Source organism: Photobacterium kasasachensis (assembly GCF_050336885.1).
GTDB lineage: Bacteria > Pseudomonadota > Gammaproteobacteria > Enterobacterales > Vibrionaceae > Photobacterium > Photobacterium kasasachensis.
Window position 1 is genome coordinate 37,931 of record NZ_JAKJSH010000024.1, and the last position, 12,855, is coordinate 50,785.

A 12,855-nucleotide genomic window follows, 5' to 3' on the forward strand; every position below is an offset into this window, starting at 1 on the left:
CGAAACAGCAACCTAATACTAATGACAGCCGTTGGTTAGAATCGGGCCGACGGAGAAATGGAAGGAAATTTCGATGGCTACTCCACATATTAATGCAGAAATGGGTGATTTCGCAGACGTAGTTCTGATGCCGGGTGATCCGCTACGTGCCAAGTACATTGCTGAAACGTTCCTGGACGATGCAAAAGAAGTGTGTAACGTTCGTAACATGTACGGCTACACAGGTACGTACAAAGGCCGTAAGATCTCTGTAATGGGTCACGGTATGGGTATCCCTTCATGCTCAATCTACGCGACCGAGCTGGTTAAAGATTTCGGCGTGAAGAAAATCATCCGCGTTGGTAGCTGTGGTGCAGTACGTGACGATGTAAACCTGCGTGATGTTGTTATCGGTATGGGTGCATCTACTGACTCTAAAGTAAACCGTATCCGTTTCGGCGATCACGATTTCGCAGCACTGGCTGATTACGGCATGGTGCAAAACGCAGTAGAAGCGGCGAAAGCGAAGGGTATCGACGTTAAAGTGGGTAACATCTTCTCTGCAGACTTGTTCTACAACCCTGATTTCGACTTCTTCCAGACTATGAAGAAATACGGCATCGTTGGTGTTGAAATGGAAGCGGCAGGCATCTACGGCCTGGCAGCAGAGTTTGGTGCTAAAGCACTGACTATCTGTACGGTTTCAGACCACATCCTACGTGGTGAAGCAACGACATCTGAAGAGCGCCAGCTGACGTTCAACGACATGATGGAAATTGCATTGGAATCTGTTCTGCTAGGTGATGCTGAATAAGCACGCTTGATAGGATATGTAAAAAAGACGGCCTTGGCCGTCTTTTTTTATGCGTGAATATCGGTGCTAGGTACGAGTAACTCGCCAATCGTTAATCTTTGGCATTTGACGTCAGCAGGAACGGGAAGTGCCAGATATCTTTGCGGCGGCCGAAGGTGAAGGCCAGCAGGAAGCCGATGAACAAGGCAGCCAGTATCAGTCCCCGAATGATATTGGTCATGTATTCAACCTGGCTGGCGGCATCTTCCAATAGCTTGCCGTGCTCCAGGGTAATACGGACAAAGCCAATCACCTGCTTGTCGGCCATCACCGGCTCGACAATTTGCTGGCGGCCAAAGCTGGCAACAGACAGCGGGGTCGAAATCCCCGTAACCTGCTCCAACGGCATCGCCTCTTCTGTTTTGGCGACAGCGATACCCTCCAGATCGTAGATGCTGGCATCAAGAATGAGTGGCTCCTCGGAGAGCTGCTGAACCAGCGCCTGAAGCTTGTCCTGATTGTTATCAAGAATATCTTTGGCTGCCGTCCCGGCGGCTTGCCGAACGATAATGCGTGACAAAGACTGGGTCTGCTCGCTGAGCGCCCGGTAGCTGCGGAGATTTAAGTCCGAGCCGTACTCCAGCATGGTAACCAAGCCGCCCAGGCAGGCTATCAATACCAGGAGTTGCCATGTTCGCTGTAGTCGCGTTTTTTTCAGTATCATCATATCAACATATAGTGGAATCTAAGCCGAAATGCACGAATGCCATATTGGGGCTTGCCCTAATAAATTGCAATAGGGTACTTTGGTAGCAGTGGATTAATATGACCAAACTTAAACATGGATGTAGATAGCGTGCTAAAAGTTAAAAAACACACTTCGCTGCAACAGCGCTTCCCCAGCATAAATTCAGCCTCTAACCTGATAAGACAACAAGCCGGCTTGTTGGTTTACGGGCGGCGCATAACGCCTGAGCTACTGGCGGACATTGCGGCGTATGTCGGTGATGATCTGGATGTGGTCGCCGCATGGAAGGTGGGATCGTATGATGCATTGCTGATCCGGGATGAGCTGTCGGCCTTGCTGGAACAGGCCCTGATCCACTTCCGGTTAGACTATGCCTCTACCAGCGATCTGCCGGATCTGTCCGAGCCCGGTCTTGTGGTGATGGATATGGACTCGACAGCCATTGAGATCGAATGTATCGATGAAATTGCCGTGCTGGCCGGGGTCGGGGAGCAAGTCGCCGAGGTGACAGAGCGGGCAATGCAGGGCGAGCTTGATTTTGAACAGAGCCTGCGTCAGCGAGTGGCAACACTGGCGGGGGCTGATGAATCGATTCTGGAATCCGTGCGCTCGACACTGCCGATGATGCCGGAGCTGCGCGAGCTGGTTGCAACCCTCCACCACTATGGCTGGAAAGTCGCCATTGCCTCGGGCGGGTTTACTTATTTTTCGGACTACCTCAAACAAGAGTTACAGCTTGATCATGCCCAGTCGAATACGCTGGAAATTGTCGACGGCAAGTTGACCGGCAAGGTGCTGGGCGACGTGGTTGATGCGCAGGTCAAAGCCGATATTTTGCGCGAGTTAGCGGATCAGCACGAGATTGCCCTGCACAATACCGTTGCCGTCGGTGACGGTGCCAATGACCTTGTGATGCTCAAGGCTGCAGGATTGGGCGTTGCCTACCATGCCAAGCCGAAAGTCGAGGCCGAGGCTCCGGCGGTGATCCGCCAAGCCGATTTGGGTGGGGTGATGTGTATTTTGTCTGCCTCACTGATGCCACAGGGGATCAGCTGGTAGATATCACAGGTTCTATGTAGCTCTTGTTCCCTCCCCTTATAAGGGGAGGGTTAGGGTGGTCCCAGCCTCCCCCTTGAAAAGTGGGAGGAGCTTTCTTTAGCCGATTTCCAGCCTTATCTGCACTTCATCGGTAATATCATAAATCTCACCACAGCCGATGAGCGAGTTGAATTCCACTTCCAGCGCACGGGCACGGTGCAGAGCCATTCGGGCCAGTTCACCGAGTTCGATACCGGTCAGGGCCGTCATCGGATTCAGCACCGGCACGGCCGTTACCCGAAGTGCCATGAATACCCCTTTCGCCTTGGCACCCTTGATGAAATTGATCCGTTCATCAATGGTGCCAAACTCTTCGGTGAGCTTGCTGTCCAGACGGGTGATGGTATTACCCTTTTTCTCTATCCATAGATAGAGTTCGTGAACATAGGGTTTGCGGATCTCGACTGGGCGCATGGTCTCGGCCAGCATCCGCTTGAGGCGGTTTTTGAAGATAGGCTCAAGCGAGTAATCCTGCCCGCCGGCCACCTGGTTGAACAGTTTCGGCAGTGTCGGTATCGGGAAGTTGCAGCCGATGGCCTTGACCTTTATTTTGTGGTCGAGCTTTTCCGTAAAGTACGGAATGCAGTTGAGGCGGGTTAGCAGCATCTGGTGCATCGCCAATAGCAGCTCGCCGGTCGGGAGGATCTCTTCCAGCAGCTTGAATTTGCTTTCGTTGTGCTGGATCAGGCGGCGCAGAAACTGCTCTCCCTTCAATGCGCAGTCACCACTGCCAGTGGTGAGCTGGATATTGCTAAAGTCGGGGCTTACCCTGACCACCTTATATGGCATATGACTAAGCGGCGCATTTTTGTCGAGCTTGAGCAGATCGACAAACTTGATGGTGACCTCATCGCCGCGCTTGATAGGGAGCGGCTGGCTGAGATCGAGGTTCAGGCCGCGAATCGAGAAATCGAGGGTAATACCGGTAACAGCCGGAAAGTCCGGGTGATGCAGCTCTATTGGGGTCTGGAACTTAAACCGCGACTCGCTGCGCTGGGGCTTGGGATCAAAATAGATCGCCTTGGCTGTCGACACCGGGTTCCTGACGTGCCGGAAGGCCTGGAGGGCTTTGCCCGGCAGCTTGGGCTTGACCGGCAGGCGGTAGTCCTGCTGCGCCTGTTCATTGGTGATATCCTGCAAAATGCCGATGTGGGTCAGCTTGCTCAGCTGGTCAAACATCTCGGGGGCAATATCCTGCAGTCGTTTCAGGTCTTCTTCACTGATAGGGTGAACGGTCAGGCGGGTCACCTGCCAGCTTTTTCTGGTTGCCCCGACGTGCCAGAACAGGTGACGTTCTTCTATGCTCATTTCCGGCAAGGCGGCCGAGTAGAAAAAGTGCTTACGGTCATGTTCGTGAGCGAAGCTATAAATCAAGGTGCTGCACTGTTTGAGCCCGGCCTTGCCAAGGCTGGCCATGCGCTCTTTGGAAAGCAGGTGGTTGATGACCGGCTGGTTTCTCTCATCATGCCAGCTATCCCAGATGTGCCGGTTATGATCGGTTAGCAGGCAATACTTCAGCTCGTCACCGGCAAAAAACATCGGCATGCTGGTGGTGTGTTTGAGGTAGCAGTGCTCGTAGCCCTTGGTTCTGACCTGGATAACCTTGTCTTCATGGTTTCTGCGGGTACGGCGCTGCAAGACTTGCTGGCTACGGTCAATCGCCTGTTTGATGACGGTGTTGTCGCTGGTGATTTTAAGCCGTAGCCACTTGAAGCTGTCATTTTCCTTGTGGTCGTCAATGCCGAGAATTCGGTATTCGGTACCGAGGTCAAGCCGGGGATCATTGAACTTCTCGGCCATTTTCGGAAACTTGGCGACAATGGTCTGGCCGAGGTTGTACTTAAATGCCGCTGGAACTTTAAATTTGGCGCCGGAGTAGGACAAATCTGAGGTCACGCCGTGAACCGACTGATTGAATGGTAGTGCCAGGTTAACCTGGGTGGTGATTTGAAGACGGTTCTCGCCCCGGGTCAGATAGTGGCCAAAGCGTATAAGGTTGGCATCAAACTGGGTATCTCGCTGAGGCTGCTCTGCGGTATTGGTATCTTGCTTTTCCTGCTGGTGGAGAACGCGGAAGTTGTTGCGGGTATTCATCAGGGCTTCGTATAGCCCGATTCGATACTTGCCGCCAAAGACCTTGATCCGCTTGTGGTAGGTATTGATTGCGACGTCATCGAGCCAGTGTTTGAGGCCGTTTAACTCATAGGGGCGGCATTCCCCTTTGACCCGGCCGCGAAGATCGACAAGCTGATGACACGGGGCCATGATCCGGTTTAGCTCCATTTTGATCTGGAGCCGTGCCGGGCCACTGGCCTCTTGGGTCATCATCTGAAAGACGTCCTCAAAATCCTCACTGTCATAGACAGGGATAAGTTGTTCAATCAATCCTTTATAATCGTCCAGCAACATAGCTCTTTCTGATACATTAGTCCTTAGTCTATTATCTGCATTTTGCAGCAAAAGTTTAGTCTGTCGTTAGTATTTCTTGCTGGATGTACCAGTAAAGGTATTCCTGCAGCAAATAGTGTGCTGACGATCAACGAGTAAAGGGGAAACATGGCCAAGACAAAACGTGCCTATGTGTGTAGTGATTGCGGTGCGGATTTTCCTCGATGGCAGGGGCAGTGTAGTGCCTGTGCCGCTTGGAATACCATTACAGAATTTACCGTTCCGAAGACCCGCTCGGCAATCGGGACCGGGGCTCAGGCCGCCACAAGCAGTTATGCCGGGGCTGCAACAAAAATTCAGAAGCTCTCTGAAGTCGAGAGCAAAGATCTTCCCCGTTTCAGTTCCGGGATCTCCGAACTGGACCGCGTGCTGGGAAGCGGTATCGTACCGGGCTCAGTTCTTCTGCTGTGCGGCGATCCCGGTGCGGGTAAATCGACCCTGCTGCTGCAGAGCATCGGCGCGGTAGCGGCAGACAAATCTGCCCTGTATGTGTCGGGCGAAGAATCAATCCATCAGATCTCGCAGCGTGCCAAGCGGTTGGGGACCCAGAATATCGATAAGATCAGCGTGGTTGCCGAGACCTCCGTTGAGCAGGTGTTGAATCATGTGACCCAGCAAAAAGCGGAGTTCGTGATTATTGACTCGATCCAGACCATGACGGTTGCCCATAACGAATCGGCAGCGGGCAGTCCGAGTCAGGTGAAAGAGTCGGCGGCAGCACTAACCCGTTTTGCCAAGACGGAGGGTGTGACCTTCGTTATTGTTGGCCATATCAACAAAGATTCCAATGTTGCCGGTCCGATGCAGCTGATCCATATTGTGGATGGTCTGTTTGCACTGTCATCAACATCGGATGAGAAGTTTCGGGTGTTACGGACCTCGAAAAACCGTTTTGGTGCCGATTCCGAGTCATGCTTTTTTGCGATGACGGAAACCGGTATGAAGCAGGTAAAAAATCCGTCGGCGATTTTCCTGAGCCGTTCCGACAAGAACCACGCCGGTTCGGTGTGTACCACGCTATGGGAAGGAACGCGCCCTTTGCTGGTGGAAGTACAGGCGCTGTGTAATAACTCGGTGACGGAGAATCCGCGCCGCCTGACGGTAGGTTATGACTCCAACCGTCTGGCGATGTCGATAGCGGTTCTGGCGCGCCATGGCGGGGTGATGCTCTCGGACATGGATATTTTCGTTAACTGTGTCGGCGGGATCAAGATCGAGGAAACCTCGGCGGACTTGGCCGTATTGCTGGCAATTTTCTCCAGTTTCAAGAATGCCCCGATTCCGCAGGATGTCCTGGTGTTCGGCGAAATTGGCCTCAATGCCGATATTCGTCCGGCAGCCAACGGTCTTGAGCGGATCCGTGAGGCGGCCAAGCAGGGCTTTACCCGTGCTATCGTGCCAAAGGCCAATGCCAGCCGGAAGGTCAACGGGATCGAAATCATTGCGGTGGAGGATCTGCAGGAGGCACTGACGGCGTTTGAGCGCGTTGCCATGTAGCTGTTGGTCGTAGTTGTTTGGTTGTAGCGGTGTGTTCTGACTGTACCGGATAAAAAAACGAGAGCCAAACTGGCTCTCGTTTTTGTACTGGTTAAATCTGCTCGGTACTACAGCTTGCGCTGCTCACCGGAAGCCAACGCCTGATTGCTCGCCGTTTCAATCGGGGCGAGGGGCTCTGGGGCATGGGTCAGCTGGACCTGCATCGAGACCACATTGTTGATCATCTCCAGCAGGGAGGCCCATTGCACGGTTTTTTCTTTTTCAAACAAGGATTCGAAGTTTTCCGGCGTCCACTCGACAAACGGGCGCGGGTTCAGGGCCCGGCCGAGGAAACGGATCTCGTAGTGCAGGTGCGGTCCGGTCGACAGCCCCGTGTTTCCCGACCAGCCAATCAAATCCCCCTTGCGAACAAACTTGCCGCGTTTGACATTGAATTTGCTCATGTGGGAATAGGTGGTGGCAAATCCCAGTGAGTGGTTGAGTTTCAAAAAGTTTCCCGATCCTTTGTTACTCGGGCGGGTGACCTCGATAACGCCATCGGCCGGTGCATAGATAGGTGTGCCGGTATTGGCGGCAAAGTCGAGCCCGCGGTGGCGCTTGCGTTTTCCGGTTACCGGGTGGATACGGGTACCAAAACCGGATGACATTCTGATCCCCGGTGTCGGGCTGCCGTTTGGCAGCAGCCTGAAGAGCGTTCCCCTGACTGCCGAGCTGATGGCGGCACTGTCGACGCGCTGCTCCAGCGGCAGTCCATCGCCGTCACCGGTCTGCAGCCCGAGGATCGTTTCGACGTCATCAATACGTTGGGTCAGCATGCCAAGGGCGGCTTTCTTGGTCGCCAGCTCCTGGGTCAGCGCCTGGTTGGCCGCATTTTCTTCGGACAGCGAGGTGGTGAGCTGCTCGGTCTGGAGGTTGAGCTCGTTAAGCCTTTGGCTGGAAAGCTGGTTCTGCTGATAGAGCTGATAGACACTGAAGCTGCCAGCCACAATGATGGCCAGGATCAGGCTCATCGTCAGAGCCAGGTAGCGCTTCTTGAAGCGATTGATCAAGTAATGAGAGGTGCCTCGGTGATCGGAGACCGAGATACAGATATTTTCCGACATGGTGAATGACTACTACTCGTTAAGGTGCTTTTTTAAATCAGCCAGTTGTTCTAGTTCTCGATGTAATAGTTCATCCGTGCCGATATTGAGTTCGACTAGGCGCTTGAGGTGGCTGGCGCTTTCGATATCGATATGGAGGATCTGCATGCGCAGATAGTCGCTGTCGTGATGTACCAGCCGGGTATCCATTTTCAGCTCGATATCACAGTCATGCAGGCAGAAACTGATGCAGTAGTTCTCCTCCGGTCTGGGTGTCCAGTCCGGCGGGCAAGTTAGCAGAATCCCCTGTAGCGACAGATCACGCACTTCGGCAGACCACTGTTCCTGTGCCTGCTGTAGCTTAGCCGGAGTCCGGTAGAGGATGCGTATGAAGTGACGTCGTTCAGCCATAACAATACTTTTTTGATTATTAGTAACTTAAGTGTAATGAGAAATGCGACATTTCTCCAGGAATCGGATCACAAAAATGTGCTAGTCCGGCAGTGAGATCAATTGAAATGTCTGATCGCAGAGGCTATTTATAAGAAAAGGCTGCATTATGCAGCCTTTTGACAAGATAAAGGGGATAGCCCTTACTTGGAGATACGCTTGTACTTGATACGGTGTGGCTCGGCTGCTTGCGCGCCCAGAGTTTTCTTCAGCCAGTCTGTGTACTCGGTGTAGTTACCTTCGTAGAAGTTAACCTGACCTTCGTCACGGTAGTCAAGAATGTGCGTTGCGATACGGTCCAGGAACCAGCGGTCGTGCGAGATAACCATGGCACAGCCAGGGAATTCAAGCAGCGCCTCTTCCAGTGCACGCAGGGTTTCTACGTCCAGGTCGTTGGTCGGTTCATCGAGTAGCAACATGTTGCCACCGGCTTTAAGCAGCTTCGCCAGGTGAACACGGTTACGCTCACCACCGGACAGATCGCCAATCAGTTTCTGCTGATCGCTACCTTTGAAGTTAAAGCGCGACGCGTAAGCACGGGCAGGGATTTCGAAGTTGTTGATACGGATGATTTCCGCACCTTCCGATATTTCCTGGTATACCGTGTTCTTGTCATTCATGCTGTCACGGAACTGGTCAACTGACGCCAGGCTAACTGTGTCACCCAACTCGATCGTACCCGCATCTGGCTGTTCAACGCCACTTAGCATCTTGAACAGGGTTGATTTACCCGCACCGTTGGCACCAATGATACCGACGATAGCGCCTTTCGGCAGGCTGAAAGACAGATCGTCGATCAGAACGCGGTCACCGAATGACTTGGTCAGGTTGTTCACCTCAAGCACCTTATCACCCAGGCGCTCACCTGGCGGGATAAATAGCTCGTTGGTTTCGTTACGTTTCTGGTGATCGTTGTTGTTAAGCTCTTCAAAGCGCGCCATACGTGCTTTTGATTTCGCCTGACGGCCTTTTGGATTCTGGCGAACCCACTCAAGCTCTTTCTCGATCGTTTTCTGACGGGCTTTCTCTTGCGATGACTCTTGCTTCAGACGGGCATCTTTCTGCTCAAGCCAAGAGGTGTAGTTACCTTCCCATGGAATACCTTCACCACGGTCAAGTTCCAGGATCCAGCCAGCAGCATTGTCAAGGAAGTAACGGTCGTGGGTAATTGCCACAACAGTACCGTTGTAGTCGACCAGGAAGTGTTCCAGCCAAGCAACAGATTCTGCATCCAGGTGGTTAGTCGGCTCATCGAGCAGTAGCATATCTGGCTTGTCGAGTAGCAGGCGGCAGATAGCCACACGGCGACGCTCACCACCGGACAGTACCTTAATCTTGGCATCCCACTCAGGCAGGCGCAGTGCGTCGGCCGCACGTTCTAGCTGCATTTCAAGGTTGTGACCGTCTTTGGTTTCGATCAGGGCTTCCAGCTCACCTTGTTCTTTGGCCAGCACGTCGAAGTCGGCATCCGGCTCGGCGTAGGCGGCGTAAACTGCGTCAAGGCGTACAAGCGCTTCTTTAACGTCTGATACCGCTTCTTCAACCACTTCGCGGACTGTTTTTTCTTCATCCAGTACCGGCTCCTGAGGCAGGTAGCCGACTTTCAGGCCTGCCTGTGGACGAGCTTCACCTTCGATATCGGTATCGATACCTGCCATGATGCGAAGCAGGGTTGATTTACCGGCACCGTTCAGGCCCAAAACACCAATTTTGGCGCCCGGGAAGAAGCTAAGGGAAATATCTTTCAGAATTTGGCGCTTAGGCGGAACAATTTTGCCCACGCGCGACATGGTATAGACGTATTCAGCCATATCCGTTTGCAATCTCTAATATAAAGTGGAGGGGTATTTTACCTGTTCTGGACATAAGTTTAACAGCATTGTTCATAATTAGCGTTTAAGATGAATAAATACCAGCCGGTTCCTGGATCGTGTTATCACTTGTTGTTAAAGCAACCAAGAAAGTAGTGCTGGGCAGAGTGTGAATACCCAAGCTACCTCAATGTGTAGGATTCAGAGTGTGCCCAGCGTGCTCAGTTCAAGGAAAATAACGGTAGGAATGGTAACCCCTTTCAACGTTATTTGACACAGAAATGGGTTCGCTGGCTCACTCCCAGAGGGCGAGTTTACTTGACTTCTATGCGTTGTTACCGGTTATTAATTTAGAGCCACTAGATTTTCAAACCGGTGCCTAGCCTAGTAGTCAAGTAATTCTCGCTGAAGCCAACACCTTGAGGTAGCTTGGGTATAAGGCATAGTATTGGATAGATGTTGGCACTGCTGGCAGGGCCAGAATAGGATTGTGTTGTGATTGGCTATTTTCTTCGTAAGGCATTCTCGGTTGTAATTATCACAGCAGGCATCGTTGCCGCCCCCACCTCTTTGGCTGCCGATCTTGAGCAGCAGCGCGACTGGTATGAGCAAGCTGGTATCGCGCTGGAAGAGGACAATATCGACGAGTACCGCAAGCTCAGGGACAAGCTGGACGATTACCCTCTTACCCCTTATCTCGACTATCGTGACTTTTCTCGTTTGTTGTTTATGAAGACGCCCAAGCAGGTGGAAGACTTCATTGAGGAATACAAAAACCTGCCGTTCAGTACCACCATCAAGTCCCGTTATCTTGAGTACCTGGCCGGTACCAAGCGCTGGCAGAACTTTGTCGAGGTGCAGCCGATGCCGCCCCGCGGGGAGGTGCTGAAGTGCCACTATTACTATGCCCAAAGCAAACTGGGTAATACCGAAGTGGCCTGGCAGGGCGCGGAGTCACTCTGGCTGACCGGCAAGTCGCTAAGTGATGCGTGCGATCCGCTTTTGAACAAGTGGCAGAAAGCAGGTCAGAGAACCAATACCCTGATCCTCGATCGTATGTTGCTGGTGTATGAAGAAGGCCACCGAAATCGCCTCAAGTATCTCAACAAGCAGCTGTCGGGAAGCGGGAAAGCCAAAGGGAGAGAAGTTCTGGCGTTGTACGATGATCCCGATGGCGTGGCGGCTTTTTCCAAACGCAGCAAGGTAACCCCGTTTAACCAGAGCCTGACCGTACTGGCCTACAAGCGTCTGGTACGGAAAGATGTCAGGGAGGCCGTCAAGCAATACCAGCGCACCATGGACGGTCAGCATTATTCCAAGGCCAAGCGCCAGTTGCTGGCCGACTATACTGCCAGCCGGCTGTTCTCTACCGATGACGAGGCGTTACTGCGTTGGCGAGATGACAAGGTGGCCACCAGTAACAGTACCAATCTGCTGGAGCGCCGGATCCGGGTGGCTATTCGCAAGGCTGACTGGAAAGAAGCCGGGCTTTGGATAAATCGCCTGCCCGAGGCGGCCTTGGATTCAACGCGCTGGACCTTCTGGCGTGCCAAGTTACAGGCCAAAGCGGGGAATGAGGCCGCTGCTGAGGAGCTGTACCGCTCGATTCTCGGCCAGCGTGATTTCTACAGTGCTGCGGCCGCCACGGTATTGAACAAGCCCATTGTTTATCCGGTCAAGAACCCTAACCAGTCGATGTCGCTGACCTACGAGTACGGCAAGACACTGCGGCGAATCAAGGAGCTGATTGCACTGGATAAGATTTTCGCTGCGGACAGGGAATGGCACTACCTGTTGGACCATATGAATAATGACGAGGTGGTGATGCTTGCCACCTATGCCGCGGCCAACAAATGGCATCACTTTGCGGTGCAGGCGACGATCTCCGGTCAGCTGTGGGATTATGTCGAGCTGCGGTTCCCGATAGCCCATAAATGGTGGTTCGACTTTTTCAGCAAGAAGCGGGATTTGCCTGCTACGACTATGATGGCGCTGGCCCGTCAGGAAAGTGCCCTCAATGTCGAGGCGGTATCACCGGTCGGTGCGCGTGGCCTGATGCAGCTAATGCCTGCCACGGCAAAGGAGACCGCACAAAAGCTCGGACGCAACTACAAGGGCAAGAAAAGCCTGTTTGATCCCGGGGTGAATATTCGTCTCGGCAGCGGGTATCTGAAGATGATGCTGGAGCGTTACGACAACAACCGCATCTTTGCTTTTGCGGCCTACAATGCCGGCCCGAGCCGGGTGAAACGCTGGCGTCAGGAAACCGATGAACAACTGGATGTGTTTGAGTTTATTGAAGCGATCCCGTTTACCGAAACCCGGGGCTATGTGCAGAACATTCTGATGTTTGAAGTCTACTATGGCGATCTGACCGGCGATAAAAACCCGTTGCTTAAGCCGAATGAATTAGAAGCCATGTACTAGTCGATATGTCACCTTGGCTTGGTTGCGTATCCAGAACGCGGTAGAATCCTGACTGAGAACTGTACTCATTGATGAGGTTTAAATGTCTTCTACTCCAGAAACACCTGAATTTACTGACTGGCAGCAGGTGATCGATATTTTGCATCAGGCTGCAACCGAGCAAAAAGACGATACCTTGCTGAAATTGCTGCTGACACCGGATGAGCGCACGGTGCTGCTGTCCCGCATCAATATTTTCTATGAACTGTTAAATGGAAATCGTAGCCAGCGTAAGATCAGTGAACTGCTGGGGGTGGGGGTCGCGACGATCACCCGCGGATCCAATGAGTTGAAGCATCATGATGAGGCAACCAAAGCCTGGTTGTCAGATTTGCTACAACAGCAGAGTGCCAAGAAGGCGCTTTGATTGCCTAGTGTCAGCTTTTCGCTGGTGCGCTGCATGGACACATCACCCTGCCACTCGGCAGGGTTTTTTATATCTGCTTTCTTATAGAAGCCTGGTACCTAGAATTCTGGTACCTA

At 52.7% G+C, this 12,855-nt stretch carries 10 protein-coding genes; 5 read left to right on the forward strand and 5 right to left on the reverse strand.

What is annotated here, in order from left to right:
* Positions 1 to 73 precede the first annotated feature (73 nt).
* On the forward strand, positions 74 to 793 hold the full coding sequence (gene deoD / locus L4D19_RS25450) for a purine-nucleoside phosphorylase (RefSeq protein WP_075762499.1): 720 nt from the start codon (positions 74 to 76) through the stop codon (positions 791 to 793).
* A gap of 91 nt (positions 794 to 884) precedes the next feature.
* Here the strand turns inward: deoD and L4D19_RS25455 are convergent, their stop codons facing one another.
* On the reverse strand, positions 885 to 1,499 hold the full coding sequence (locus L4D19_RS25455; protein WP_075762498.1) for a YtjB family periplasmic protein: 615 nt from the start codon (positions 1,497 to 1,499) through the stop codon (positions 885 to 887).
* 114 nt (positions 1,500 to 1,613) lie between these two features.
* On the opposite strand from L4D19_RS25455, the gene serB reads away from it, so the two are divergent.
* A complete protein-coding gene (serB, locus tag L4D19_RS25460) occupies positions 1,614 to 2,579 on the forward strand; it encodes a phosphoserine phosphatase (RefSeq protein WP_428454765.1) in 966 nt (321 codons plus the stop codon).
* Between the two features lie 96 nt (positions 2,580 to 2,675).
* Here the strand turns inward: serB and L4D19_RS25465 are convergent, their stop codons facing one another.
* Positions 2,676 to 5,027 (reverse strand): PilZ domain-containing protein, encoded by a 2,352-nt coding sequence (locus tag L4D19_RS25465; RefSeq protein ID WP_428454766.1) that lies wholly within the window; start codon positions 5,025 to 5,027, stop codon positions 2,676 to 2,678.
* Between the two features lie 147 nt (positions 5,028 to 5,174).
* On the opposite strand from L4D19_RS25465, the gene radA reads away from it, so the two are divergent.
* Positions 5,175 to 6,563 carry a DNA repair protein RadA gene (gene radA, locus L4D19_RS25470; RefSeq protein ID WP_075762495.1) on the forward strand — a complete coding sequence of 463 codons (1,389 nt, stop codon included), beginning with the start codon at positions 5,175 to 5,177 and terminating at the stop codon, positions 6,561 to 6,563.
* A gap of 107 nt (positions 6,564 to 6,670) precedes the next feature.
* Here radA and L4D19_RS25475 read toward each other — a convergent pair whose 3' ends face one another.
* The 3 genes from L4D19_RS25475 to ettA all read right to left on the reverse strand — a co-directional run bounded on the left by L4D19_RS25475 (position 6,671) and on the right by ettA (position 9,906).
* Positions 6,671 to 7,666: a M23 family metallopeptidase gene (locus L4D19_RS25475; protein ID WP_428454767.1), complete on the reverse strand. Its 996-nt coding sequence runs from the start codon at positions 7,664 to 7,666 to the stop codon at positions 6,671 to 6,673.
* Positions 7,667 to 7,678: 12 nt separating this feature from the next.
* Positions 7,679 to 8,056, reverse strand: coding sequence for a PilZ domain-containing protein (locus L4D19_RS25480; protein ID WP_075762493.1), 378 nt, complete (start codon positions 8,054 to 8,056; stop codon positions 7,679 to 7,681).
* Between the two features lie 182 nt (positions 8,057 to 8,238).
* Positions 8,239 to 9,906 (reverse strand): energy-dependent translational throttle protein EttA, encoded by a 1,668-nt coding sequence (gene ettA / locus L4D19_RS25485; RefSeq protein WP_428454768.1) that lies wholly within the window; start codon positions 9,904 to 9,906, stop codon positions 8,239 to 8,241.
* A gap of 495 nt (positions 9,907 to 10,401) precedes the next feature.
* Here ettA and sltY point away from each other — a divergent pair, with 495 nt between their 5' ends.
* A complete protein-coding gene (gene sltY, locus L4D19_RS25490; RefSeq protein ID WP_428454769.1) occupies positions 10,402 to 12,333 on the forward strand; it encodes a murein transglycosylase in 1,932 nt (643 codons plus the stop codon).
* Positions 12,334 to 12,415: 82 nt separating this feature from the next.
* Positions 12,416 to 12,739 (forward strand): trp operon repressor, encoded by a 324-nt coding sequence (gene trpR, locus L4D19_RS25495; protein ID WP_428454770.1) that lies wholly within the window; start codon positions 12,416 to 12,418, stop codon positions 12,737 to 12,739.
* Positions 12,740 to 12,855 lie beyond the last annotated feature (116 nt).

Coding starts and splice junctions, on each gene's coding strand:
- trpR (WP_428454770.1), top strand. CDS start 12,416: ATGTCTTCTACTCCAGAAACACCTGAATTTACTGACTGGCAGCAGGTG.
- ettA (WP_428454768.1), bottom strand. CDS start 9,906: ATGGCTGAATACGTCTATACCATGTCGCGCGTGGGCAAAATTGTTCCG.
- L4D19_RS25480 (WP_075762493.1), bottom strand. CDS start 8,056: ATGGCTGAACGACGTCACTTCATACGCATCCTCTACCGGACTCCGGCT.
- L4D19_RS25455 (WP_075762498.1), bottom strand. CDS start 1,499: ATGATGATACTGAAAAAAACGCGACTACAGCGAACATGGCAACTCCTG.
- radA (WP_075762495.1), top strand. CDS start 5,175: ATGGCCAAGACAAAACGTGCCTATGTGTGTAGTGATTGCGGTGCGGAT.
- L4D19_RS25475 (WP_428454767.1), bottom strand. CDS start 7,666: ATGTCGGAAAATATCTGTATCTCGGTCTCCGATCACCGAGGCACCTCT.
- L4D19_RS25465 (WP_428454766.1), bottom strand. CDS start 5,027: ATGTTGCTGGACGATTATAAAGGATTGATTGAACAACTTATCCCTGTC.
- serB (WP_428454765.1), top strand. CDS start 1,614: ATGGATGTAGATAGCGTGCTAAAAGTTAAAAAACACACTTCGCTGCAA.
- deoD (WP_075762499.1), top strand. CDS start 74: ATGGCTACTCCACATATTAATGCAGAAATGGGTGATTTCGCAGACGTA.